This is a genomic window from uncultured Microbulbifer sp., assembly GCF_947498635.1.
GTDB classification, from domain to species: Bacteria; Pseudomonadota; Gammaproteobacteria; order Pseudomonadales; family Cellvibrionaceae; genus Microbulbifer; species Microbulbifer echini.
On record NZ_CANMKV010000004.1, the window covers coordinates 117,699 to 143,783 of the forward strand.

The window sequence follows — 26,085 nt, forward strand, 5'->3', positions numbered from 1 at the left end:
AGCATTTTGCACGAAAAGACTGAATAGAGCAAAGGGCGCGTGCGTTGGGGTTACAGAGACTTCAGACTCCAGCGGTTTTCTGTAAGCATTTCGATCGGCCGGAACTGACTTTTGTAAGCCATTTTATGGCACTGCTCGATCCAATAACCCAAATAGAGGTTCGGCAGGCCGAGCCGTCGGGCCCACTCAATCTGGTAGAGAATGCAGTAACTACCGAGGCTGCGCTTGTCCTCATCGGGGGCGAAGAAAGTATAGATGGCCGATAGACCCGCTGTGAGCAGGTCAGTGACCGCTACAGCGATTAACCGCCCGCGCGCGCGCAACTCAATATAGCGCGTCGCTCCCCAGGCTGGGCTCAGGAAGCTGCGGTATTGTTCACGACTTGGGGGGTACATTTCCCCATCGGCGTGGCGCTGCTCAATGTAGCGTGCGTAGAGCTCGTAATGCTCATCGGTATCTATGGACTCAATATGAAATATATCCAGGTCTTTGTTGCGCTTCCAGCAGCGGCGTTGGTTACGATCGGGCACGAATAGGCCCACTGGCACACGTGCGGGCACACAGGCTCTACATGAGGCGCACTGTGGGCGATACAGGTAGGCGCCACTGCGACGGAAGCCGAGCTCTGACAACCGGTTGTACAGGCGCTGATCTACCTCTGTCTGTGGGTCCACAAACACGGTAGTGGCCTCCCGGTCCGGCAGGTAACCGCAGGGGTGGGGCAGGGTTGCCAATAGACGGACTGAGTCGAGCTGAGAATATTTACCCATAAGTCCACAAAAGCTTCCAGGGCTGTGGAAAGGCGGGCTGTGCCAGGCCGCTTTCCAGTAAGTGTTCGAAATCCTTACGACACATTTCAATGGCTCCCAGGCTGCTCAGGTGCGGATTGCTCACCTGGCAGTCGATCAGTGTGCACCCCCACAATTCTAATTGGCGAACGAGGTGGACAAAAGCGACTTTGGAAGCATCTGTTTCTCGATGAAACATTGATTCACCAAAAAATACCTGACCGATAGAAATGCCATAAAGCCCGCCAACCAGTTTTTCATCCCGCCAAACCTCGACGGAGTGGGCATGGCCCAGGTGGTACATATCGATATAGGCTTCGGCCATTTCTTCCGTGATCCAGGTACCATCCTCCTCGGCTCTTGGCGCGCGGCAGCCTTCCACGACCCGTTCGAATGCTTGGTCAAATGTGGCGGTAAAAGTACCCCGGCGCAGTGCTTTACGCAGACTGCGGCCAATACGAAAGTCTTGGGGAATCACGACACAGCGAGGCGAGGGGCTCCACCATAGGATTGGCTGATCCTCTGAGTACCAGGGAAATATCCCGCGGCGGTATGCGGCCAGTAACCACTCTGGGGTGAGGTCGCCGCCGGCTGCCAAGAGTCCATTGGGGTCCTCAAGGGCTGATTGTGTGGATGGGAAATCGATTTGGGTGTGGTCGAGCCACATCAGGCGGCTTTGGTTATTCCGTGCCACGAACTGATACCTGTCCTGGAAGGCTGGGGAGGTCGGGTGGCCTTAAGGCCACCCGGAGGACTAGCGATTACTGGGCGTCGAGGAAGCGCTCAGCATCCAGGGCGGCCATACAACCGGTGCCAGCGGAAGTGACGGCTTGGCGGTAGATATGGTCGGAAACATCGCCCGCGGCAAAAACACCGGGAATTGAGGTCTGAGTGGCATTACCTTCGAGACCACTTTGAACGAGAATGTACCCTCCGTTCATTTCCAGCTGCCCCTCGAAGATACCGGTATTCGGCTTGTGACCGATTGCAATGAATACACCGGAAACGTCCAGTTCCTTGGTGGAATCATCCTGGGTGCTGCGAAGGCGCAGGCCGGTTACGCCATTATCATCCCCGAGAACCTCATCCAGGGCGTGGTGCCAGCAAACATTGATATTGCCGTTTTCCACTTTATCCATCAGGCGATCCTGCAGAATTTTCTCTGCGCGAAGCTCATCACGACGATGGATAAGGGTGACTTCACTGGCGATATTGGAGAGGTAAAGTGCCTCTTCAACCGCGGTGTTGCCGCCGCCAACAACAGCGACTTTCTGGTCGCGGTAGAAAAAGCCGTCACACGTCGCACAGGCACTGACACCGCGGCCCTGGAAGGCCTCTTCAGAGGGTAGGCCAAGGTATTGGGCAGAGGCGCCGGTGGCGATAATCAGCGCATCACAGGTGTAGGTTTCATTGCCTTTCAGGGTGAACGGGCGGTTTTTCAGATCAACAGATTCGATGTGATCAAAAATAATTTGAGTGTCGAAGCGTTCGGCGTGCTGTTGCATTTGAACCATCAGGTCGGGACCCTGCAAATCCGCAATACCACCTGGCCAGTTTTCTACTTCGGTCGTGGTGGTCAGCTGCCCACCTTGTTGCATACCGGTGATGACTACCGGATTCAAGTTGGCGCGGGCGGCATAGATCGCCGCTGTGTAGCCAGCGGGGCCAGAACCGAGAATGATCAGTCGATGATGGTTGTTGCTCATGAAGCTCTCTTTAAACCTGTCTGTGTACAAAGTTTATCCAGTGGACTGTGTGTCCACCTAGCCGGCCATTTTTTGATCAGCCAAAGCTATTAGATTGGGCGATATAATAGGCGATTGTGACAGCTCGACGAAATAGTTTGCCTCAATTTGTGCCATTGGAAAGTGCTATTTCGGTTGATGTGGGTCCTCTAAAGCCCATCCTTCAAATCGAATCCACATGCGAAAGGACATTAAATTCTGGTCTTAATTCCTTGTTTTTTTAGTGAAAAATACCTGGAGAAAATGTTGTTAGTTAATGTGAAGTGGGGGGCGGGGTAGTTATAAAGTAACTGTACTTAGTCAAAAGAGGGCTCGGAGGAAGTATTTCCACCCTTCAGGTAGACAATCAGATGCTGGGTGGACAACTACGGCCAATGGGCAAAGCCATGCGGCAAGGTAGAAAGATTGTGCCCTTAAATCTGGACTGTGATTTGGTCGGGCATCCCACGTTTACATTTAGCCTGAGTAAAGAGGCGCAGGTATTTGCTTCCGAAATCCTGGATGATACGTTTTCCTTGAAGTTATCCATTGATCTAGGACCGGAGGGCGGCCATTTGGCCAGTTTGCACGGTCCACCCGATCTGGTTGAGTTGTTCTCAACCCTTCAGTTGCAGGTCAGGTGCGATATTGTGGCAGATGGGTACAATGTGCTCGACCAAGACGCTTTAGATACTCCTGAGGTTTCATCGGAATCGAGAGGCAAGTTGCTTGAAGCGCTTGACCTTTGTGATGGCGATAGAGTGTTGGATTTGATGTGTGGGAGCGGCACAACCAGCCAGGTACTCCTGGAATATGCTGAGGAGAGCGCGATCGGGATCTCTCTCAGCATGTGCGATACCCACTATTCTCAGCTGCGCCGAATAGATCCAAAAGTGCGTGAGGGAGCTGTCGATATTACGCTGGGGGATGCCAGGGCACTGCCTTATGAGACGGAATCTTTTGATGTGGTGCTACTCAAAATGGGATTGCATGAAGTCCCCCAATTAGATCAACCACTGGTAATGAGGGAAGTTTTTCGCATCTTGAAAAAGGGTGGGCGCTTTATTATTTGGCAATTGCTGCCAACCACCGGTGTTTGGCAGGATGTTTTTACAGATATTGTACGAAAAACCAGCATGTTGGCTCGCTGTGAATCCCAAGCCTTCAATCGCTACTTCCCTAGAGATGATCAATTAACCTGGCTTTTTAAAAATGCGGGATTCGCGGAATACGAGCAAATTTTTAAAGTTGATTTTTCCTATAGTACCCGGGCTAGACTGGATGCTGAATTGGCGGGAGATTCCAGCAAGCTGGAAATATTGAATAACTTTGCTCGCGACAGGGCGCCTCAAGAGGTGCGCGACTCGGCACTCTGGCGGGATACTGGCGAGGATATTTTGCTGAAAGTCCCGGCCTGTATTTATCGCACATACAAACCGTTGTAAATCAAAGATAATTGGGCTGGCGATAAGAGCTTACTCTGGTAGCCGCCCTCTTTGAACGTGGAATGGTAACGGGTGTGGGGCAAGCAATTGCCGGAGTAATAAAGTAATAACAAAGTATATTGAGGTAAGCCATTGAAGGCCGAGAGCGCAACCGAAGAAAACTCTGAGAAGAGCGGTGCATTGCCGGGTTCACTCGTCGCCCGCCTGGTTCGCGAGGGAGCATTAATCAGTCTGCTCGCGGGCGCACTGCTGCTGGGGATCAGCTTGTTAAGTTACGATTCCCAAGACCCCGGTTGGTCTCATACCGGGCAGGCTGGGCAGATTCATAATGCTATTGGTCCGGCTGGGGCCTGGCTCGCTGATGTCTGTTTATCCTTGCTGGGCTGGATGGCTTATCTGTTCCCTGTGCTGATCGGCTTACGCGCTTATAGGGTCTTGCGCGATCGCAATGCGCGCTTTCATGCCCCCCTGTTTGCGCTCAGAGTTTTTGGTCTGATACTGCTGTTGATCAGTGGTGCTGCCATAGCAACTCTGTGCTTTTCACCTGCAGACAATCCCCTGCCTTTTACCAATGGTGGAATTATTGGAGGCGCTCTATCGGGTGCCCTTGAGGGTAGCCTTGGTTATGTGGGGGCAACGATTTTACTCTTGGCAATTTTTGCCATTGGTACCACGGTGTTCACCGGCCTTTCCTGGCTTAAGCTGGCGGAGTCCATCGGTCGTAATGTGCTGGGTATGCTCGCTTGGCTGGGGAGTTACTACCAGCAATGGCGTCGGAAACGCACTGAGCAACGGGTCGCACGGGAGGCCATAGTTGTGCGCAAAGCTGCTGTCGAGGAAGAAAAGCAGCGCACAGCGAAGCGAATCCCACCGAAGATTGAAGCGACGGCGCCGAAGCCAAAGCAGAGCCCCCGTGTAGCCAAGGAGAAGCAAGGTGAGCTGTTCAAGGCTGGGGAGGTTACCGGAACTCTGCCGCCTTTGGGGTTGCTCGACCCCTCCGACCAGAATAAAAAACCGGGCTTCTCACGAGAATCCCTCGAGGCGCTCTCACGTTTGTTAGAGTTGAAGCTCAAGGACTTTGGTGTGGTGGCCGAGGTTGTGTCGGTACTGCCGGGCCCAGTGGTAACCCGTTTTGAAATCCAGCCGGCACCGGGGGTCAAGGTCAGCAAGATTTCTAACCTGGCTAAAGATCTGGCTAGGTCCCTGGCGGTAATCAGTGTGCGGGTGGTGGAAGTGATACCGGGAAAATCGGTGGTGGGGATCGAGATTCCCAATGAAAACCGCCAGATGGTGCGCCTCAGTGAAGTACTTTCCGCGGACGTTTATGAAAATGCCAAATCACCGCTGACCCTAGCGCTCGGACACGATATCTCCGGGCAACCGATAGTGGCAGACCTTGCCAAGATGCCCCACTTGTTGGTTGCCGGTACCACAGGCTCGGGTAAGTCGGTAGGTATCAACGTTATGTTGCTCAGCCTACTGTATAAGTCGACCCCCGATGAGGTTCGCCTGATCTTGGTTGACCCAAAAATGTTGGAGTTGTCGGTGTATGAGGGGGTTCCCCATCTGCTCACCCCGGTGATTACCGATATGAATGATGCCGCCAATGGTTTGCGCTGGTGTGTGGGTGAGATGGAACGGCGCTACAAATTAATGGCGACCATGGGGGTGCGCAACCTGGCGGGCTTTAACCGCAAGGTGAAAGAGGCCGAAGAGGCCGGTGAGCCGATTCTCGATCCTCTCTGGGAGGCAGATCCTGCATCCAGTGTTCCACAGGAGGAGCAGACCGCGCCCGCGCTGAAGCCCCTGCCAGCAATCGTTGTTGTTATCGATGAATTTGCTGACATGATGATGATTGTCGGCAAAAAGGTTGAGCAGTTGATTGCCCGTATTGCACAGAAAGCCCGCGCTGCAGGAATTCATTTGCTACTGGCTACTCAGCGGCCCTCGGTGGATGTGATTACCGGCCTGATCAAAGCGAACGTGCCCACCCGGATCGGTTTTCAGGTTTCTTCCAAAGTGGATTCACGCACAATTTTGGATCAGGGTGGAGCCGAGCAGTTACTCGGCCACGGCGATATGCTTTATCTGCCCCCAGGTAGCGGTGTGCCTGTGCGGGTCCACGGCGCCTTTGTGGATGATCATGAGGTACACAAGGTAGTTGCAGACTGGTCGCGTCGAGGTAAGCCCGATTTTATCGATGGAATTATCGATGACAGCAACAACAGCATTCCGGTACCTGGCCTGCAGTCGGAAGGTGGTGAAGAAGATGATCCAGAGTCAGATGCTCTCTATGATGAAGCTGTCGCCTTTGTCACCAAGTCGCGCAAGGCCTCTATTTCTTCCGTACAGCGCCAGCTTCGCATCGGCTACAATCGCGCCGCGCGCATGATCGATACCATGGAGGCTGCCGGAGTTGTTTCGCCTGCAGGGCATAATGGCAATCGTGAAGTGCTGGCTCCGCCCCCCGCTTAAGGGGGAGTCGCAGTTAAGCTAAGGTTCACTTGCCGGTGGCTAATCTTTAAGGAAATCAACACACTGGAAATCAATGATGAAGAACATTCTACGCAGTTTCCTGGCAGCTTTTACGGTTGTGGCCAGTGCAGCTTGGGCTGATGCCACCGATGATCTCGGCAAATTACTGCATCCGCTGGCCTCTCTTTCCGGCGATTTTCAGCAGACCTTGATTGATGAACGCGGCAAGGTGTCGCAAAAAAGTAATGGCAGTTTTTCCGTGCAACGTCCGGGTAAGTTGCGCTGGAAAACGGGTGAGCCCTACGCTCAGCTCTTAGTCACTAACAACAAAACCCTGTGGCTCTATGACCCAGACCTTGAGCAAGTCACTGTGCGGCCGGTGGATGCACGCATGAAGGAGACTCCAGCACTATTGCTCGGTGGCAAGGTTGAGGAGATCCGCAATTCTTTCAGTGTGGTTTTCAAAGAGGGCGCGTACCAGCTGACTCCGAAAAACCCTAAGGCGCCCTTCAAGGCTATGGAAATTCGCTTTGCCAAAGATGGTCTGCCTGCAAAAATGTTGGTGCGTGACAGCATGGGGCAAACTACTGAGATTAAATTTAGTAGTGTGAAAGCAAATCCTAAATTCTCCGCCTCTATCTTCAATTTCAAGCCGCCAGCTGGTACAGATATAATCAAAGATGAGTGATCTGTTTCAATCCCCACAAAGACACCAACCTCTGGCCGCGAGGATGCGGCCCGATTCTCTGGCCCATTATGTGGGCCAGTCGCATTTATTGGGGAAGGGTAAACCTCTGCGCGAGGCGGTTGAGCGCGGTCAACTGCATTCGATGGTCCTGTGGGGGCCTCCGGGGGTTGGTAAAACGACATTTGCCCGGCTGCTCGCACAAGAGTGTGATGCGCGCTTCACCACGCTCTCCGCTGTTCTGGCCGGGGTGAAAGATATACGCCAAGCTGTGGCTGAGGCCGAGCAACACCGAATACAATCCGGTCGCAATACCATCCTTTTCGTGGATGAAGTTCATCGCTTCAACAAGGCGCAACAGGATGCCTTTCTCCCTTATGTTGAAGAGGGTACGGTGACCTTTGTTGGCGCCACTACCGAAAACCCGGCTTTCGAGTTAAATAATGCGCTGCTGTCCCGCTGCCGGGTGTATTTACTGCGCAGTATTCCTGAGACGGATTTATTCGGTTTGTTGCAATATGCCTTGCGGACCGACGATCAATTGCTGGCGCGGGATGTCAGCGTTCCCGAGGATGTATTAAGCAAGATTGCACGCGCTGCCGATGGAGATGCGCGCAGCGCTTTAAATCTGCTGGAGGTGGCTTGTGATCTCGCCAGGGAGGAGGGCGCCAGGTTGGTTGTGGACGAAGAGGTTCTCAGCGAGGTTCTCAGTGCTGATGTACGCCGGTTCGATAAGGGGGGTGACTACTTCTACGACCAGATCTCGGCCATGCACAAATCTGTACGAGGCTCCGATCCCGATGCTGCACTCTATTGGTTTGTGCGCATGCTCGATGGTGGCTGTGATCCCTTGTATGTTGCCCGCCGGGTGGTGCGTATGGCCAGTGAAGATATTGGTAATGCCGACCCGCGCGCGCTGCAGTTGGCTTTAAGTGCCTGGGATGTGCAGCAGCGCCTTGGCAGCCCCGAAGGAGAACTGGCAATCGCCCAAGCTATCACCTACCTGGCAGTCGCCGCCAAGAGTAACGCGGTTTATAGTGCCTATAAACGCGCGGTGGCTGACGTGCGACGGGAGCCCAGCTACGAAGTGCCGATTCATTTGCGTAATGCGCCCACCAAACTGGCGAAAAGCCTGTCGCACGGCGCTGAGTACCGCTACGCCCACGATGAGCCCGATGCTTTTGCTGCGGGGGAAAACTATTTCCCCGAAGAAATTGCCGATCGGCAGTATTACCAGCCAGTTGGTCGAGGGCTGGAGTTAAAAATTTCGGAGAAATTGCAGGCGCTGCGCCGCCTTAACAGTGAAAGCCCTCACCAACGCTATAAAAACAAACCCTAGGACAGAGGGGCAGAAAGAATGCAGTGGTTGGCCATCGCCATAGGTGGTGCCTTGGGGGCAATCCTTCGTCACCTGATAACCATTTGGTGCTACCCGGTGTTTAACGGCAAGTTCCCGCTGGGTACATTGCTGGTGAATGTGTTGGGGTCATTTCTGATCGGCATTGCTTATATATTGATTACTCATAGAGCAATGCTAGGGGAGGAATGGCGCCTACTATTAATGACAGGCATGTTTGGAGCGCTGACCACCTTTTCTACTTTCTCCCTAGAGAGCCTGATACTGTGGCACAATGGCCAGCCTTTGTTGGCCCTTGTCTATATTGTCAGCAGCCTTATTTGCTGCCTTGCGGCCACCGGAGCTGCAGTCGCATTTGCGACGCGTTATTTTTAACCAATATTCTAAATTTTGTTGTAGGAGCCTGATTACAGGCGAACTGGAAACGATGCTCGATCCCAAACTGATTCGCACGGATATGGACCAGGTGGCCGCGGCCCTGAAAAAGCGCGGTGTAGAACTGGATACTGCCAAATTGGAAACCCTCGAGGAGCGCCGTAAAGAGCTGCAGGTGCGCACCGAGAGTTTGCAAAACGAGCGCAATAGCAAATCGAAAAATATCGGTCGAGCCAAAGCCGCCGGTGAAGATATTGCGCCTCTGCTGAAAGAAGTGGAGTCCCTCGGTGGTGAATTACAAAACGCCAAGCAGGCGCTGTCTGAATTGCAGGAAGAGCTGGATTCGATTCTGTCAGCGATTCCCAACCTACCGGACACCTCTGTACCGGAAGGCAAAAGTGAAGATGACAATGTAGAAGTGCGTCGCTGGGGCCAGCCGCGCTCTTTTGATTTTGATATCAAGGACCATGTGGATCTGGGTTCTCACCTCGGTGGTCTCGATTTCGAAATGGCAGTAAAGCTTACCGGTTCGCGCTTTGCTGTGATGACCGGTGAGGTGGCGCGCCTGCATCGCGCGCTTGCCCAGTTTATGCTCGATACCCATATAGAAGAGCACGGTTACAAAGAGACCAATGTGCCGGTGATTGTGAATAGCGATTCACTCTATGGCACTTCTCAGTTGCCGAAGTTTGAGGAAGATCTCTTCAAGCTAAGTGATGAGCGCGATTTCTACTTGATACCCACCGCGGAAGTGCCGCTTACCAATATGTATCGCGACCATATTGTTGAGGCTGGAGAGAGCCTGCCACACAAACTGGTGGCGCACACGACTTGCTTTCGTTCCGAGGCGGGTTCTCACGGTCGCGATACCCGCGGCATGATTCGCCAGCACCAATTTGAGAAAGTGGAGTTGGTATGGGTAACGCGCCCGGATCAATCTGAGGAAGCCCTTGAGACTCTGACGCAAAATGCGGAAACCATTTTGCAGAAACTGAACCTGCCCTACCGCACGGTAGTGTTGTGTGGTGGTGATATCGGTTTTGCTGCACGCAAGACTTACGATATAGAGGTCTGGATTCCATCCCAAGATAAGTACCGGGAAATCTCCTCATGCTCTCTGGTGGGGGATTTTCAGGCGCGCCGTATGAAAGCCCGTTGGCGCAACCCGGACACCGGTAAGCCGGAGTTGGTGCATACCCTCAATGGCTCCGGCCTCGCCGTGGGCCGTACCCTGATCGCGGTGTTGGAAAACTATCAGCGTGAGGATGGCAGCATCGAGATACCAGAGGTGCTGCGCCCTTATATGCGCGGTCAGGAAGTCATCTCTGCTTCCTAAGGGCTTTGTTTCAAAGGGCGGACTTATTGTTCGCCCTTTTTTCTTTGTAGGGTGGCAGTTTATCCACCTGCTTGTTTATGGATTTAGACGTGCGCTACCTTCCTCTCGCTTTTGATGTTAAAGACCGCCCCTGTCTAATCATTGGCGGCGGCTCTATAGCCACTCGTAAGGCTCGTCTTTTACAAAAAGCGCGTGCTCGAATAGTGGTGGTATCACCGGATATCACTGAGGAATTGCACCAGATGGTGATTGATTCCAGCGGTGAGTGGCACCGGGCAACTTACTCTGCCGAATATCTGGACCTGGCAGATCTGGTGATAGCCGCAACGAATAGCGTTGCAGTGAATGGCAGTGTATCCACTGATGCCCGGGAGCGTCGCCTCCCGGTAAATGCCGTGGACGCTCCGGAGTTATGTACTTTTACTTTTCCTGCGATTGTTGAGCGTGGAGATCTCTCCATCGGTATCAGCAGTGGGGGAGCGGCACCGGTTCTGGCGCGGCGCATTCGCGCTCAGCTTGAGGCGCTGCTCTCGCCAGGGCTGGCATCTCTGGTAGATCTCGCGGCGCGGATGCGCTCGAAGGTGAAAGCGTCATTGCCCGAGGCGAGGCGCAAAAATTTTTGGGAGTGGGTTTTTGCCGGACCCGTTGCCCGCCGGGCCGAAGCGGGTCAGCTGGAGAATGCGGAGAAGGAAATTTTGGCTGCCTTGCAGGACTGGCAGGGGAGTCCCAATCCGATTGGAGAGGTCTATCTGGTTGGCGGCGGTCCGGGAGATCCCGACCTACTGACTTTCCGTGCATTGCGGCTGATGCAGCAGGCAGATGTTGTGCTCTACGACCGTTTGGTGTCTCCAGAGGTTTTGGATCTGGTACGGCGCGATGCGGAGCGCATCTATGTCGGTAAAAGAAAGGCATTCCACGCTGTACCCCAGGACGGTATCAATCAACTGCTGGTAGACCTCGCCCTGCAGGGAAAGAAAGTGTTGCGGCTGAAAGGTGGTGACCCTTTCATCTTTGGCCGGGGTGGCGAAGAGATCGATAAGCTCGCCGATGCTTCAATTCCTTTCCAGGTGGTGCCGGGTATTACAGCGGCGGCTGGTTGCGCCAGCTATGCGGGGATTCCACTGACCCACCGGGACCACGCTCAGTCGGTGCGGTTTATTACTGGCCATTTAAAAGAGGGCAGCCTCGACCTACCGTGGGGAGAGTTGGCCTCCGGGAGCCAGACATTGGTCTTCTATATGGGCTTGACCGGCTTAGAGAAAATTTGTGCAGAATTGGTGCGTCATGGTTTGCCAGTGGGAACACCGGCAGCACTGATAGAGAAGGGTACCACCCAGGCGCAGAGGGTAATTATCGGTGATCTTAATACGTTGCCTTCACTTGCCGAGGAGAAAGCCGTGCGTGCACCCACCCTCACAATCATCGGTGGTGTTGTCAGCTTGCATGAAAAACTGAATTGGTACCAGGCGGGCTAGGGTAATTCAGTGGGTCTTGAGGAGTGGCCGCAATTTCTGATACCGCCCCTCTCGACCGGCAGAATCTATACTGAAGAGGTCTTTCCGTCAGGTGTCTGTGCCATGCTACTGGCGATTGTCTGCTTTTATTGCACTAATTTTGTGCGATTTTTTCTCCCCCAGCAGCAGGAGCTTCCGCTGTTAGGCCATTTGGATTGTGATACGCGCCGCTATAGTTACCAGTATCGCCAAAAGAAAGATCTGGTGCGCTGGCTCTGGATTGGCGCCTCACTGCTCATGCTGTGTTTTCCTCTTTTACCGTTTGTGCTCGGGCTCACTTTTTTTACCGCCTTTCTGTCCTTCGCAATACTCGATGAAACCGCTTGATGCTGGATTCCCAGTTACTAAAGCGGTATGAGGGCGTGCTGAATGATGGAAGCATCAAGCTGGGAAGCCGGCAATTATTGAAGTGTGAGTTGGTAGTGGCTTTCGCCCTCCATCAAGGGGGAAGGTTTCCCCTCTACCCAGTTTAGATGGCCGCTGTCAAAAAATGAGGATAGCGGGTGGCTGCTTTGGCCGGTCGCCATATGAAAAATCCCTCGATCCTCTCGTCCAGGGGAGACCACCATTCTTTCGGAGGCGCCGTGGGTGGGTGACTGGAATCTCGGCATATGGGTGTCCCCCGACAATTGGTCGCGGGGCATGGCGGTAAACCAGTTTATGGCAGAAAATGCCCTCGCCAGTGGGTGTTGAATGGATGCGGTGTTTTGTTGGCCCCAGGTCTGCTGTTTCAGAGGGTGTCCATCAGCCGACATTTGATCCAGTACTTGATTGAGTGCGGCCAGTTTGAGAGCGGTCCAGGATTCAAAGTCAGGATTCAGCAGGTGTTGTGGTTCTTCTTGAGCGAGTGTCCAGATCGGATACTCAAATTGGCGTTTTAACTGGCCAAAGGAAAAGCGCGGTTGGGATTTCCGCATATAGGTAAGGATTGGGGCGGTACTCAGTGTCATAAACTGCAAGCGGTAGTTGCGGACGATACGATATCCAACGGAGTCTGCACTGGCTCGCCCCCCCCAGTTGCGCACCTGATGATAAACCTCTGTGTAGCCCTCCCGGTCTTGCAGGAATTCCGAGAGGTGTTGTTGCCAGCGCTGTAGGAAGATGGCCCTATCGTCCAGCTGGATATCGAGCAGGTCCTGTTCATCAAATTCCTCGCCCGCGAGCAAGCTATCGCGAATTTGCTGTTGCCGGGCCCCAAGGGCATAACCGTGATCGCCTATTGTCTTTAGCCAGTCGCCATTGACTGTGCGGGCATTGGCACTCCAAAGCCGATGGGAGCTTGGATTGTCAATTCGTGGTTGCTCTTCAGCGGAGAGGTAACCGTCCCAGTAGGCTTTACCTTCGGCCCAGCTAACCGAACGACTGCCATCGAAACCAACACGCCTGGGGATAGCTCCGGCAATTGTCCAGCCGATATTGCCTTTCCGGTCACCCACAACAAAATTCTGGTGTGGGATGCCGATTTGAGGACCCAGGTCCAAAGCCTGGCTGGTTGTCGTGACAGACTCCATGCGCAATAAATTCATATTACCACCGGGCATATCGTGTGCGACCCAGCGATAAACCAGGGGAGTCCCGCGGTGATTTGTGCCGATAACAGGTCCCCAGATGGTTTTTTCCACCACGACAAGTTCGTCGGGGGCGCCCTTTACCTTAATAGTTTCCTGTTCGATGGCTAAATCTCTCCAGCCGTCAGGGGTGAGATATTGCGTACCATTTTGGTTCAGTTCCAGGGGGATGAGGTCGCCCCAATCTCCCCCAGTATTGGTAAACCCCCAAGCGATCGCACCATTGCTTCCCGCCACAATGATCGGACCGCCCGGCAAGGTGACACCGCGAATGTGTCTATCGGTGTTGGGTATGTTCCAGCCTGCACGAAACCAGATATTGGGTACACTCAGCCCCAGATGCATGTCATTGGCGATGATCGCTCCGCCATGCTCTGTTAGTGCTCCACCGACAGCCCAATTATTACTTCCGTAAACTTTGTCGTCGCTTTCCATTGTCTGGTAGACAATTGGATCAGCTTTACCGAGCAGGGAAGAGATTGGTGTTTCGGGGAGTGGGCCGGCGGGTTCTGATTTACCTATCAGGGGAGCATCCCAACTACCTCCAGCAGGAAAATAGAAGGTGTAGAGATCTTGCGGCAATAATTCAGCGACGGCAGTGTCGCGCCGCTCAAATTTTCCCTCTTCACTTTGTAAGGTTAAATACATACTAAAGGTTGTCAGTAGGCTGTCGGCGGCATTCCAAGGCCTGGGCTCCTGTCCTAAAAGCAAGTACTCCCATGGCCGGGTGCCCAATTCAAGCAGGCCAAAATTAACTCCGCGTACATAGTGCTCCAATAGTTGGCGCTGTGCCTCGGGCATGGCATTAATATTTCTTTCTGCCCGTTTGCGGAATTGATGGCGGCGTACTTTTTTATCTTTTCTCAACGCGGCTGGGCCAACTAATTCGGCCAGTTCGCCAGCAGAGCTGCGCCTCAACAAGTCCATCTGGAAGAACCGCTCTTGGGCGTGTAAAAAACCCAGAGCGAAGGCTGAACTATTGCGATCAGTGGACTGAATCATTACAACACCCTGGTCATCGCGGTGGATAACCGCGGGCTGAATGATTTTTCCGGTATCTAGATGCCCTTCCAGGATTGGTAAACTTTGCCTCCACCAAAGCCAGATTGTAAGGAAGGTAAGTGCGGCGAATGCTACTACTACGAGTAGTAAGCGCAAGATTCGACTATTCAAGTAAGACGGGCGCGCCATAATTTTTCCTGTGGGCTGGTTATTTTAATAAACGCCAGATAAATCGGTCTCCGCTGTTACAGCGGTTAAGCAAGTTACTGGAGAACACAGGTTGGTAACTTTTCGTGACGGTAATGAATATACATTTTCGCCTATTAACCTGTCTTTTTACGCAATCCTTCACAAAACTGACTAGTCAAAAGAAAAAGGTCATAACGGGGTTTTAAATCCAAAAATGCAACCGTAAGATGGCGTGGAATAACAAAAAGAATAAACCAAAACATCACGCTGTATAACAATAAACGCGAGGACGCGATGATGCACGATGTTGGTAGCACTCCAAAAAACCGTCAATTTAACCTATCCATCCTCTCTGGGACCATTGCCTTCCTTACTGCGGTAAGCGGTGGTTTACACGCCGCGGAAATCGAGGAGGTTGTCGTTACGGCACAAAAACGCGCGGAAAATCTGCAGGAAGTTCCTATCGCGATCTCTGCATTTTCGGGTGAAAATATAAAAGAGTCTGGTGTCAAAAATCTGACGGATTTGGGGAGATATACGCCAGGTGTCGAAATGCATAACGATACCGCCTTGCAACCAACGTATAGTATTCGTGGTATTCAGACAAACGATTGGACAGTGGGATCAGATCCGGCGGTTGCCGTCTATGTGGATGGCGTGTATACCGGCCGCGGAGCTGGTGCCGAAATTCCGCTGACCGATATTGAGAGGGTTGAGATTCTCAAAGGACCACAGGGAACTTTGTTTGGGCGAAATGCAACGGGCGGTGCGATTCATATTATTACGAGCAAGCCCCAGGCTGATAACTCCATAGAATTGAATCTTACCGCTGGTAACTATGGGCGCCAGTCCTCCGACCTGCTTTTTAATCGCCAGCTGAACGATAATTTGTTTGCGCGTTTTTCAGCCTCGACCAATCGCCGCGATCCCTTTGCAGATAATTTAGCCGGTGGATTCTCGGCGGGAGACCAGGATACCAAAACCTACCGTGCGTCGGTCCTGTGGGAACCTTCAGATGATACCGAGGTGCTGTGGCGAGCGGACTATGGCGTAATGGATCAAGGGAGTGCCTTGCGCACAACCATAGTGCCAAGTTTAAAAGTGGGGACCGATGTATTTGGTGACTATGCCCTGGACACCCCAACAATTGAAGACAGGGATGCCTTTGGAACGTCCCTAACAGTCAGCAAAGATTTCGATAGCTTTACCTTCACCTCCATCACTGCCTACCGTAAATTTGATGCGCACTTGCAGCAGGATGAGGATGGCACTGCCAATCCGGACCATATGTTTGGGTCGGCGAATACCGACGATCAGAGCCAGTTTTCGCAGGAGTTTCGTCTTAACGGGGCTACCGATAATATCAAGTGGACTCTGGGGGCTTCCTATTCCCAAGAGGAGCTGGATCATACCACCTACGCCTATTTCACGACGGGCTCTATTGAATCCTTCGCTATTTATGAAGGGGTTAAAGCACTTTATCCAGAGCTCACTCAGACGGAGCAGGAAGATCTGGCCGTTATCAATCGCCAGCTCTTACAGTCGCTCGGTCAGGAAGGTATTGCTAGTGCGACTTTTGTTTATGACTTGATGTTGCAGAGAGGGCAGGTGGATGAGTTACTTCTAGCCCTTGGGGCACCGGACTATGTTTCTGGCAGCATGCTCAATCCGGAGGATGTCGTAGCGCAGATGATGGCAGGTTTCCAGCCCTGGATAGCCTCCGACGCGCCTTGGAATGAGAGTGTGCGCAACACGGGAGATTACCGCTCCACGGCTATCTACGGCGATATGACTTGGAGCATTTCCGATAAAATGGATCTGACGGTCGGGGCTCGCTACACCTACGATAAGAAAGATTTCACTATCCAGACCGCCTATGGCAATAGTATTCCCTTGTCATTGTCGGGTGGGGAAGTCGGGCTCGTCGATGGAGACGGCAACGCGGTCGGTACAATGACCCTGCCGCCAATTGACCTGGGTTCAGAGCTTTTTGGTATTGCCTTTTATAACAATGGTCAAACACAGCTGAACTCTAAGTTAAGTGATAGCTGGAGCGATATTTCTGGGCGTATTGTGTTGGATTATCGCTGGACGGAAGAGATGATGACCTATATCTCTCTGGCTGATGGTTTTAAAGCCGGTGGATTTAACAGTCTCAATTTTGGTCCGGGTGTCGAGTCCTCCTTCGACCAGGAGGATGTGGTCAACCTGGAAGTGGGCCTCAAGAGTAATCTGTTCGATAACCGCGTGCGCCTGAATGCATCTGTTTACGCCTATGAGTATAAAAACCTTCAGGAACTGGATCTGGTGGGGGTTCCCATCCCCAGCTACAACCTGAGAAACGCTGATGCTGAAGGCACTGGCGCAGAGGTGGAAGTTCAGTGGGCCGCGACAGATAGCCTGTTTATTGCTGGAAATTACTCCTATTTGGATACCGAATTCACGGACTACCAGATTATTGAGGTAATCGGGGAGACTGAAGCGGATTCTAAGGTTGGCCAAGCAAGGGTTTCTACCCCTGAGAGTAAGTTCAATTTGATGGCGGAGTACACCGTCGATTTAGCTTCTGGTGGTGAATTTATTTTCCGTGGGGATTATAACTGGACGGATGAGCGCATCGGTTCAATCACCGATAGAACCCGTATAGTCGATGATTATCAGTTATTTAATTTGCGTGCCGCTTGGAACAGCGCCTCAGATAATTATTCTATGGCGCTCTGGGTTCAGAATCTGACCGATGAAGAGGTTGCTGGAGGCTATGGCGGTACGGGTGCGGCTATCGGTGCTAGTCCGGCGTGGCGCTTTATGCCGAGAATGTACGGTGCCGATTTCACTGCGCGATTTTAATTCATTATACATGTCAGCATGATGAGAGTGTGGGCCGGTTTACCGGCCCTTTTTTTTGCGTGGAGTCTCCTCTCAGAAATAAACTGGCGGGAATAGGCTCGTATAGGTCGGCAAGGTCTTAGGAATACGCCTAAAACTGCGTATGATGATTTTAATAGAACTGAATTCCATCGTATTCGATTATTGATATGACAATATTTGCAGCCGAGGTATCTCTGGATGAGGTACGGCAACAGGTTCTTACAGCTTATCTAAGAGTGCGGGGGGAGACAGAGCATCTTGCTGCGCCGTTATCTGCTGAGGATATGCAACTACAGTCGATGCCAGATGCCAGTCCTGCAAAGTGGCATCTGGCGCACACCAGTTGGTTTTTTGAAACCTTTATTCTTGCTAACTTCCAGCCTAAATATCAGCTCTTTGATCCAGTTTTTCACCATCTCTTTAATTCTTATTACAATAGTCTGGGAACCCCCTATTCCCGACCACAGCGAGGCCTAATCTCCCGTCCGGGTATAGAGCGTGTCTACGCCTATAGGCAGTTTGTTGATACTGCGATGGAACGGTTGCTTCGTGAGCACGCCCTTTCACCAGCCCTCAATGCGTTGATCGATCTCGGGCTCAATCATGAACAGCAGCACCAGGAATTGTTGCTTACGGATATAAAGCACGCACTCTCATTGAACCCAATGGCGCCCTCTTACAGCGATAGCCTACCAGAGGACGAGGTCGATAATATCGATAGGTTACGCTGGCTAGAAATTCCTGGTGGCTTTTATGGTATCGGTAGTGATGGGGAAGACTTCTTTTTTGATAATGAAGGGCCTGTCCATCAGCAGTCTCTACCTGGTTTTTCTATAGCCTCGCGTTTAGTCAGTAATGATGAATACCTAGCGTTTATTGAAGACGGAGGTTATCAAAAACACAGGTTATGGCTGTCTGATGGCTGGTCACTGGTACAACAGCACAGGCAAAGTCACCCTATGTATTGGCGGGAGACAGCGGACGGTTGGCAGCAATATACTTTGCATGGTTTACAGCCTATTAATCTGCTCGAACCTGTTCATCACTTATCTTTTTATGAGGCGGATGCCTTTGCAACCTGGGCCGGTAAGAGACTGCCTACAGAGTTTGAATGGGAGGCGGCTGCCTGCCATCTGCGTCAGTTGAATCAATTTGCCAGTGCTAACCTGCTTGAAAAGCGCTATTTGAAGCCTTTGCCTGCCCAAAACGGTCAGACTCAGTTTCTGGGCGACCTTTGGGAGTGGACCTCTAGTGCCTATTTGCCGTACCACGGTTATAAGGCGCACAAGGATGCGGTTGGTGAATACAACGGTAAATTCATGTGTAATCAGAAGGTCTTGCGTGGAGGCTCTTTTGCAACACCGGCAGACCATATCCGAATCAGCTATAGGAATTTCTTTTACCCACATCAAGCGTGGCAATTTACCGGTATCCGCTTAGCAGGAGACTAATGTGAAAGCAGCCTTATCGTCCGTTCCAGAAAATCAGCACCAGAATAGTGAGTTTCTTCGCGATGTGCTGAAGGGCTTGGGGGGTAAAAGGAAGACACTGCCCTGCAAGTATCTGTACGACGAACTTGGATCACGGCTTTTCGAAGAGATTTGTGTGGCTAAAGATTACTACCTTACGCGCACAGAAGCTGAGATATTCTCGTCCTCTCTCAGTGAAATAGCACGTGAGATTGGTCCTGGAGCTTTGTTAGTCGAACCGGGAGCGGGCAACTGTGAAAAAGTAGAGCCTTTACTCGCTGCCCTGGAGTCTCCAAGAGGCTACTGCCCAATAGATATTTCGCCTGAAATTTTACAGGGTGCGGAATTGAGGATTAAAAAGGGGTTGCCTGATCTGCAGGTGTGGAGTGAAGTAGGTGACTTTACTCAATCAATGGTTTGGGACAAATTAACGTATATTCCTTCACGTAAACGTGTTGTATTTTTCCCGGGATCGACGATAGGTAACTTTGAGCCCTTGGAGGCAGAGGGCTTATTGGAATCATTTGTATCCAACTTGAGCTCTGGCGATGGGCTACTTATAGGAACTGACCTGGTGAAGGATTCGGTGGTTCTGGAGCGCGCTTATAATGATAGCGATCATGTTACCGAAAAGTTTAATTTGAATATTTTGCACAGGATCAATTGTGAGTTGGAGGCAAATTTTGATTTGTCGTTGTTTGCTCACCGCTCGTTTTATCATTCTTTACGTCATCGTGTCGAAATGCACCTAGTGTGTCTTAAAAGTCATAGTGTTTCGATAGCCGGAACAAGAGTAGATTTCTTGGAGGGCGAGACTATCCACACTGAAAACAGCCATAAATACTCGGTCGATGGTTTTAACAGGTTGTTGTTACGCAGTGGGTTTGAACCGGTTTGCCGATGGTTGGATTCAGCAGAAACCTATGCGATGCATTATGCTCAAGCTATCTAGGCTCTATAGGGTATGGTTAAAAATAATCATACCAGTTTTGTTTTTCACTTTTTTTCCTGTTGGGGCCATATCGGAAGAAAGTGCCGATAGTTCCGCTCCCCTCGTTGTTTACAAACATCCACTTTGCTTTTGTTGTAAAAAATGGGTTGCTCACCTAAGGGAGAGTCATTTCAAGACCGCCTCGGTGTTCAAAATAGATATGCAGGCAGTGAAGCGCAAGTGGGGTATACCCCGGGGGATGGAGGGATGCCACACGGCGGTATGGAAAAATCGCTATGTGTTTGAAGGCCATGTACCGGCTTCGTACGTTCAGGGTTTTCTCGCTTCCCCTCCAGAGGGAGGGGTGGGGTTGATAGTAACAGGGATGCCAGTGGGAAGCCCTGGCATGGAGGATAGAGATAAGTTCGAACCGTACAATATTTACCTGTTGCTTCAAGGCGGTGACTATCGTTTATATGCTCGTATTGAAAGTCTGGACGATACTGGTATTACTTATTCTTCGAAAACCCTGTAGTTCAAGCAGTGCCTATCTTAGATGGTGGTATGCCTCTTCTTGTTCACTAAGAGGCATACCAGGTAATCCAAAAATAACTCACTAATACGCTAATAATGCTTACTGGTAGCATCAAAAAGAAGAACTGCCAGAAGTTAAAAGGTTTGACACCAAACTTTTCTGCCTGCTGCAACACAATGACATTACTCGCGGCACTGATGATAAAAAGATTGCCTGCAACAGTCGATATCGCAGAAAGCATCATGAGTGTTTGAGTATCACGTTCCTGCAACAAGTTAAGGTATATCTCAACGACTGGCACATTGGAAAATAGTTGGCTGGCGAAGAAGCTTACAAAGGCGACGGTTTCGGGTTCCGCCAGATCAATGTTACTCACCTTTAGGAAATGTTGTAGAGAACCAGATTGCAGTAATGATCCGGTTACCACAAACATGGAAATAAAAAAGAATAGGGTGGGCCAGTCTACTTCCCTTAGTATGCGTCTGCGTTCATGGCTTGCGATATAGATGGGTAGGCAGGCCGCTAAACCAATTTGTCCGATGGTAGGGTGATATATCCCATCTACATTGTGCAATATGCTCGCAAGAAAAATAAAAATTAGGAGTAGAGCCGCTGATAAAAGCGCAGGCCATTTTTGGGTAAGGGCTTTTTCTCCTTGGTAATCCTTCGTGGCCTCATAGTTGATGATGTCACTGGTTTTGAAAAAGCGCTTTAACCATATCATGGATAAAAACATGGTGATCAAAGCGGGAATAAAAATCCACTGGCCGAAAACAACAAACATGTTTTCGACGTTTCCGGCATTGGCGATCAGTATGTTTTGCGGATTGCCTACCGGGGAAATCATGCTGCCAATAGTCACCGTTGCACATAGGGTGATCAGTAGAGGAATCAAGCCCCATTTCATGTTTTTCGCAAGTACGATTGCAATCGGTACACCAATAACAGCGGCTGCATCATTGGTCAGAATGGCGGCACATACTGCCATAACGAGAATATAGCTTGTCAACACTAAACCAGGACTTTTGACCGAAAGAATACGCTGGCTGATTTGTGCAGATATTCCCGTATCGTATAGGGCGGAGGCTATTGAGAAGACAGAGAACAAGTAAAGTATCAGATCCCAGTCTATGGCGAAGAAGGCATCTTTTAGGCTGATTTGACGCATGAATAGCAGGGCAATCGCCCCCAGAGTCATGATATGCCATATACGTATTGTCGAAGGTAGCCACTGGCGTGCGGCAATCAATATGAAAATAATTGCCGACACAATCAGGCTGATTGACATGGGAGCAACCTCGGATTTGATCCCTGGCAACTGCTACTCTGAAAATCAATACTCGGTTCTTCTGCTAAGTGCAAGGGCGCCTATCCTACTCAAAACAAGACTTCTTTATGAGTTTAAACAAACCTCTTCTCTTTACGAACTTCTTCGCGGGAGATGTGGTTGCTGGTCTCGGTCCCTACCTGGCGATTTACCTATTGTCGGCCATGCATTGGAAGACCGGAGATATCGGGCTTGTATTGGCGATTGGCGGTATAACAACTGTTTTACTGCAAACACCCGCCGGGGCTTTTATTGACAGTACCCGTTTTAAGCGGGTACTGATCGCCGCTTGCGGCGTAATTATTGCTGTAGTCTCCATTGCCATTGTCGCGTTGACCACTCATAAGCCTATTATCTACGGCTCTCAGGTTCTAATGGGGGCAGCAATTGCTTTTGTCGCGCCCTCTATTGCCGCAATCACCCTCGGGGTCTGTAGTGACAAAAACTTTACGCTACAGACCAGCGCCAATCAGGCCGCGAATCATGCCGGCAATGTTTTTGCCGCGGCGATTGCCGGTATAGTCGCCCTGACGATTGCGGCGGAGGGCGTTTTCTGGTTGATGGCCATCATGGGCGTGTTGATGGCTATTTCCGTTGGTTTTATCCCCGCCAATTCAATTGATCATATGCGTGCTCGAGGTGGTGAAAAACGCGACGTTTCGGGAAAAAAGGAACCGGCTGGTTTTTCAGTGCTACTGACAGATAAGCGCCTGATCGCATTGGCTGTGAGCGTCTTTCTATTTCACTTTGGCAATGCGGCCATGTTGCCATTGGTCAGCCAGAAGTTGTCGATCAACTCGAATGTGAATCAAGCGATTGCGTTTACTTCCGCCTGCATCATTGCCGCGCAATTTTGGATGATGCTGATGTCGTTCATGTGTGCGGCTAAAGCGGATGCCTGGGGGCGTAAAATCATTTTTATGATTGGTTTCTGCATAAATCCGATTCGTGCAATCTTATTTATGTCTACTGATAATCCTTTCTTTCTGGTGGCTATTCAGTCCCTGGATGGCGTGGCCAATGGCATCTTTGGAGTAATTATCATCTTAATGTGTGCGGACCTGACCAAAGGCACAGGGCGCTTTAACGTAACTCTGGGGGCGATGGCGGCATTGGTGGGGATTGGATCAGCTTGCAGTAACTTTTCGGCGGAATATATTGCGCAGTTTTTTGGGTACGGTGCGGCTTTTCTGTCGCTAGCGGGTATTGCTACGATTGCTGCGACATTCTTCCTGATTTTTGTTCCCGAAACGATGCGCAAACCTCCGAGTGAGGCCGGCAACCCCGGATAGCCTCCCTATCGCTATGCGCCACTGGCGCAAATCCTAACACCCTGTGAAGTTCGTTATATACTGAAAGTATTCGAGTAAATCTGGGAGGCTAATGCCCCCACCGGTGTTACTCGAAGGCCGCTCTGTCTGGTTGGTAATACGTGTTTGTTGGTGGAAAATTTCCGGCCACACAACCGGCAATCATTCTCCTGGGGAGAGCGTTGAGGAAGGTTCAATGTATTAGCGGGATCCGGAGTATGACTGATAAGTTTACCCCCGCCACAGGCCTTGGAAATTGCCATCTTCAAACTGTCTTCGGTCGGGTGCATCGCCCAGTACCCTGGATAGCAACCAAGTGCCGCTGGTACGAAACGCCAGACGGAGACTGCCTTGCACTACTCACCCCGCGCCCACTAGTCGATGACCCGGAATTACCCCTGGTGTTGATTCTTCACGGTCTGGGAGGCTCTGTGGCCTCGGCCTATGTTCAGGGTATGATGGAATCTCTGCTTTCACGCCGCTATCAGGTTGCCGTGATGCACTTCCGCGGTTGTGGGGGCGTCCCCAATCGGCTGCCAAGGGCATACCACAGTGGTGACAGCGATGATCCGCGCTGGATGGTCGAGCAACTGAGGGGGGAGCTGCCCGCAACTCCGATTATGGTAGTGGGCTACTCTCTGGGTGGGAATGTGCTGCTCAAAATGCTGGGAGAGGATGGGACATGCAGCCCGATAACCGCTGCTGTAGCCGTGTCTTCACCGATGGATCTTCACGCCTGCAGTCGTAGAATCAATACTGGATTGTCCAAACTCTATCAGCGCCACCTGCTGAGTTGCCTGCGTCATACGCTAAAGCAAAAAGCTGAGAACCCCTGTATTGCGGCGGCATTACCCAACGTGAACGATGCCACCAACTTTAATAACTTCCGCCATTTTGATAACACCTTCACTGCGCCTTTGCACGGCTTTCGGGATGCCGATGATTATTACAGCAAGGCATCAAGTAAGCATCTTCTCAAGGAGGTTGGGGTACCGACGATGATCATCAATTCCATTGACGACCCTTTTGTGTGTCCATCCGCGATCCCGGAAAAAAGGGAGGTGAGCTCGATGGTACAACTGGAAATCACCCTGCAAGGTGGGCATGTAGGCTTCGTGGGTGGCTCTTTGTGGCACCCGAGCTACTGGCTAGAGCATAGAGTGCCAACTTTTTTCGACTCTGCCATTCGGCGGGACAGAGCCTAGAGCCTCTTAGAACCTAGAGAAGATGGGGGAGCGCCGATAGGTGCGGCGCTGGCAAATGGTGGTTTAGCAGCATGAGCTTTCGGCATTACTACTAAGGTTTGCCCCCTGGGAGAAAGGTATTTCGCGGCCACATCCGGGAAATAAGCCGTAGTGCTGTGAGAAGTCTCCAATAAAGTCGAAGTGTGGGGCCATTCGGGTCTCGGCCAGCATTTTCCAGGTGTTACCACACACCGGGAATACGCGCCCTGTCTCAATCCGGTGATGTCCATCTAAGTTAAATGCATTGGGCTGATCGGGAATACTGCCCTTATAGACCACGGCCTGGTCGTAATCCTCACAATCTCTTTCCAGTCCCGCGAGCTTAAACAGGCGATAGGTGGCTGAATAGAAGTGCACACGCCCACAACGTGCCGAAAGGATAGGGTTGGTGACTTCCAAGGGGCGACTTTCTACCAGGCGGCTATCGCGGAAGCCGTTGGAGTGCGCGAGCTCGAGGAAGTCATTCCAATAGAGTGCGCCACCTAGACACTCACCAATGAGCTCCGGATCTGTGCGTACGGTATCGGGTACGCGCCGGTCGGCATAGACATCGGAGAAGTAAAATTCCCCGCCTTCCTTGAGTAATCGATGTAAGCCGCGAAGTACCGCGCCTTTGTCGGTAGATAGGTTTACAACACAATTGGACACAATCACATCAAAGCTGCCCGCTTGTAGTCCCAGCTCTTCAAGCCGCTCAATGTAGCCGTGCAAAAAGGTGACGTTGTCATACCCAAACTTATCTGCATGGTAGTCTCGATGCTGCTCGGCAACCTTTAGCTGCTCATCGGTCATGTCCACTCCCACCACTTCGCCGCTGGGGCCCACCAACTGGGAGAGCAGGTAGACATCACGCCCTGAGCCACAACCCAGATCCAGCACTCGGCAACCTTCTAGCAGAGGAGGGCACACAAGACCACAACCGTAATAGCGAGACAGGACTTCAGGATGAATGGCGGCTAATAATGGTTTCAACCAGATCGGCACTGCACTGGAATCGCAGCAAGCATCAGTTTGCAGGTCTGATGTGCTTTTCAGTTGGCGTCCGTAATAGTCCTGAACAATATCGTGCATGGGGGTTCTACCTTTCGCAGAGTGATTTTCCTATCGGGCGCAGGGCGCCATTGCGTCGCTATCTTTTACCTGTCCTTTCACTTTGTAACAAGTGCGGGGTTTCTGCGACCAAGAAGTTACAGTGACAGTATTAGTGTTCAGTAAGGGGGTAAAGTTGCCTTTTGGTGCCAAGGTGGGTTGGCTGTTAGATAATCTCTCTTTTTTAGTTAATATCGCCGGTTTCCGCTTCGATTTTAAGAGGGACCGTAATTGAGCGATTACCTTGCCCCCAGTGCTTCGCTTGAGCCAAGTGCAGAGGATTCTTTGCAGAATCCACAGTTTCTTGTGGACTTGCGGGAGCAGATGCTTCGTTTCGCCAGTCTGCAATTGCAGGACGTCCAGCTAGCTGAAGATGCAGTACAGGAGGCTCTTGTGGGGGCTCTGAAGAATTCTCGCAGCTTTAAAGGTCGATCAGCGCTGAAAACTTGGGTATTTGCTATTTTGAAGAACAAAATTGCCGATATCCTGCGACAGCGGCAGCGCTTTGTGGATGCGGATCAACTCGTTCGCGGTGATCGTGAGGAGTGCGATCACGATGAGTTGTTTGATCAAACGGGTCACTGGAGAAAGGATGAGCGTCCCAAGAAGTGGGCAGATCCAGAGTCGGCAATTCACGACAAGCACTTCTGGAGAATTTTCGACGCCTGCCTCAATCACCTACCTTCCCGTCAGGCGCAAATATTTATGATGCGGGAGTTTATTGAGCTGGAAAGTCACGAGATTTGTGCCGCGGCGGAAGTCTCTGTGAGCAACTTGAATGTGACACTCCATCGGGCGCGGCTGCGGCTGCGCGAGTGTTTGGAAGATAACTGGTTTGGCGTGGAGGGTTGAGT

Annotated in this window: 21 protein-coding genes; 15 read left to right on the forward strand and 6 right to left on the reverse strand. The window is 51.4% G+C overall.

All coding sequences use genetic code 11. The features are described from left to right. Window positions 1-50: 50 nt before the first annotated feature. From Q1A69_RS03435 to trxB, 3 genes are all read right to left on the reverse strand, one after another. Window positions 51-770, reverse strand: a complete 720-nt coding sequence (locus tag Q1A69_RS03435) for an arginyltransferase (RefSeq protein ID WP_299581150.1) — start codon at window positions 768-770, stop codon at window positions 51-53. Further along, window positions 763-1,482: a leucyl/phenylalanyl-tRNA--protein transferase gene (gene aat / locus Q1A69_RS03440; RefSeq protein ID WP_299581153.1), complete on the reverse strand. Its 720-nt coding sequence runs from the start codon at window positions 1,480-1,482 to the stop codon at window positions 763-765. Before aat ends, Q1A69_RS03435 begins: the two co-directional genes overlap by 8 nt. 67 nt (window positions 1,483-1,549) lie before the next feature. After that, window positions 1,550-2,494, reverse strand: a complete 945-nt coding sequence (gene trxB, locus Q1A69_RS03445) for a thioredoxin-disulfide reductase (protein ID WP_299581156.1) — start codon at window positions 2,492-2,494, stop codon at window positions 1,550-1,552. Between the two features lie 446 nt (window positions 2,495-2,940). On the opposite strand from trxB, the gene Q1A69_RS03450 reads away from it, so the two are divergent. The 8 genes from Q1A69_RS03450 to Q1A69_RS03485 all read left to right on the forward strand — a co-directional run bounded on the left by Q1A69_RS03450 (window position 2,941) and on the right by Q1A69_RS03485 (window position 12,026). After that, window positions 2,941-3,957 (forward strand): methyltransferase domain-containing protein, encoded by a 1,017-nt coding sequence (locus tag Q1A69_RS03450; RefSeq protein ID WP_299581159.1) that lies wholly within the window; start codon window positions 2,941-2,943, stop codon window positions 3,955-3,957. Between the two features lie 132 nt (window positions 3,958-4,089). Next, a complete protein-coding gene (locus Q1A69_RS03455; RefSeq protein ID WP_299581162.1) occupies window positions 4,090-6,432 on the forward strand; it encodes a DNA translocase FtsK in 2,343 nt (780 codons plus the stop codon). 76 nt (window positions 6,433-6,508) lie between these two features. Next, window positions 6,509-7,120 carry an outer membrane lipoprotein chaperone LolA gene (gene lolA, locus Q1A69_RS03460; RefSeq protein WP_299581165.1) on the forward strand — a complete coding sequence of 204 codons (612 nt, stop codon included), beginning with the start codon at window positions 6,509-6,511 and terminating at the stop codon, window positions 7,118-7,120. Further along, window positions 7,113-8,456 carry a replication-associated recombination protein A gene (locus Q1A69_RS03465; protein WP_299581168.1) on the forward strand — a complete coding sequence of 448 codons (1,344 nt, stop codon included), beginning with the start codon at window positions 7,113-7,115 and terminating at the stop codon, window positions 8,454-8,456. The genes lolA and Q1A69_RS03465 overlap by 8 nt, the downstream gene beginning before the upstream one ends. Before the next feature lie 18 nt (window positions 8,457-8,474). Next, a complete protein-coding gene (gene crcB, locus Q1A69_RS03470) occupies window positions 8,475-8,849 on the forward strand; it encodes a fluoride efflux transporter CrcB (protein ID WP_299581170.1) in 375 nt (124 codons plus the stop codon). Between the two features lie 52 nt (window positions 8,850-8,901). Continuing rightward, window positions 8,902-10,185: a serine--tRNA ligase gene (gene serS / locus Q1A69_RS03475; RefSeq protein ID WP_299581172.1), complete on the forward strand. Its 1,284-nt coding sequence runs from the start codon at window positions 8,902-8,904 to the stop codon at window positions 10,183-10,185. 89 nt (window positions 10,186-10,274) lie between these two features. Beyond that, a complete protein-coding gene (cysG, locus tag Q1A69_RS03480) occupies window positions 10,275-11,660 on the forward strand; it encodes a siroheme synthase CysG (protein ID WP_299581174.1) in 1,386 nt (461 codons plus the stop codon). Window positions 11,661-11,762: 102 nt separating this feature from the next. Beyond that, window positions 11,763-12,026 carry a hypothetical protein gene (locus tag Q1A69_RS03485; protein WP_299581177.1) on the forward strand — a complete coding sequence of 88 codons (264 nt, stop codon included), beginning with the start codon at window positions 11,763-11,765 and terminating at the stop codon, window positions 12,024-12,026. 74 nt (window positions 12,027-12,100) lie between these two features. On the opposite strand, the gene Q1A69_RS03490 is transcribed toward Q1A69_RS03485, so the two are convergent. Further along, window positions 12,101-14,458 (reverse strand): penicillin acylase family protein, encoded by a 2,358-nt coding sequence (locus Q1A69_RS03490; RefSeq protein WP_299581179.1) that lies wholly within the window; start codon window positions 14,456-14,458, stop codon window positions 12,101-12,103. 294 nt (window positions 14,459-14,752) lie between these two features. Here Q1A69_RS03490 and Q1A69_RS03495 point away from each other — a divergent pair, with 294 nt between their 5' ends. The 4 genes from Q1A69_RS03495 to Q1A69_RS03510 all read left to right on the forward strand — a co-directional run bounded on the left by Q1A69_RS03495 (window position 14,753) and on the right by Q1A69_RS03510 (window position 20,261). Beyond that, the gene (locus tag Q1A69_RS03495) at window positions 14,753-17,305 is read left to right on the forward strand and encodes a TonB-dependent receptor (protein WP_299581181.1); all 2,553 of its coding nucleotides are present in this window, start codon (window positions 14,753-14,755) and stop codon (window positions 17,303-17,305) included. A 188-nt stretch (window positions 17,306-17,493) separates the two neighbouring features. Further along, complete coding sequence (egtB, locus tag Q1A69_RS03500; RefSeq protein WP_299581183.1) at window positions 17,494-18,777, forward strand: ergothioneine biosynthesis protein EgtB; 1,284 nt, start codon at window positions 17,494-17,496, stop codon at window positions 18,775-18,777. A gap of 1 nt (window position 18,778) precedes the next feature. Further along, window positions 18,779-19,747 carry an L-histidine N(alpha)-methyltransferase gene (gene egtD, locus Q1A69_RS03505; RefSeq protein ID WP_299581186.1) on the forward strand — a complete coding sequence of 323 codons (969 nt, stop codon included), beginning with the start codon at window positions 18,779-18,781 and terminating at the stop codon, window positions 19,745-19,747. A 184-nt stretch (window positions 19,748-19,931) separates the two neighbouring features. Next, window positions 19,932-20,261, forward strand: coding sequence for a DUF411 domain-containing protein (locus Q1A69_RS03510; protein WP_299581189.1), 330 nt, complete (start codon window positions 19,932-19,934; stop codon window positions 20,259-20,261). A gap of 46 nt (window positions 20,262-20,307) precedes the next feature. Here the strand turns inward: Q1A69_RS03510 and Q1A69_RS03515 are convergent, their stop codons facing one another. Next, the gene (locus Q1A69_RS03515) at window positions 20,308-21,549 is read right to left on the reverse strand and encodes an SLC13 family permease (RefSeq protein ID WP_299581192.1); all 1,242 of its coding nucleotides are present in this window, start codon (window positions 21,547-21,549) and stop codon (window positions 20,308-20,310) included. 107 nt (window positions 21,550-21,656) lie between these two features. Between Q1A69_RS03515 and Q1A69_RS03520 the strand changes: the two genes are divergently transcribed. Both Q1A69_RS03520 and Q1A69_RS03525 read left to right on the forward strand, forming a co-directional pair. Beyond that, window positions 21,657-22,880, forward strand: a complete 1,224-nt coding sequence (locus Q1A69_RS03520) for an MFS transporter (protein ID WP_299581195.1) — start codon at window positions 21,657-21,659, stop codon at window positions 22,878-22,880. Between the two features lie 236 nt (window positions 22,881-23,116). After that, window positions 23,117-24,103: a hydrolase gene (locus Q1A69_RS03525; RefSeq protein WP_299581198.1), complete on the forward strand. Its 987-nt coding sequence runs from the start codon at window positions 23,117-23,119 to the stop codon at window positions 24,101-24,103. 63 nt (window positions 24,104-24,166) lie between these two features. Here the strand turns inward: Q1A69_RS03525 and Q1A69_RS03530 are convergent, their stop codons facing one another. After that, on the reverse strand, window positions 24,167-25,213 hold the full coding sequence (locus tag Q1A69_RS03530) for a methyltransferase domain-containing protein (RefSeq protein WP_299581201.1): 1,047 nt from the start codon (window positions 25,211-25,213) through the stop codon (window positions 24,167-24,169). 249 nt (window positions 25,214-25,462) lie between these two features. Here Q1A69_RS03530 and Q1A69_RS03535 point away from each other — a divergent pair, with 249 nt between their 5' ends. After that, complete coding sequence (locus tag Q1A69_RS03535) at window positions 25,463-26,083, forward strand: RNA polymerase factor sigma-70 (RefSeq protein ID WP_299581204.1); 621 nt, start codon at window positions 25,463-25,465, stop codon at window positions 26,081-26,083. Window positions 26,084-26,085 lie beyond the last annotated feature (2 nt).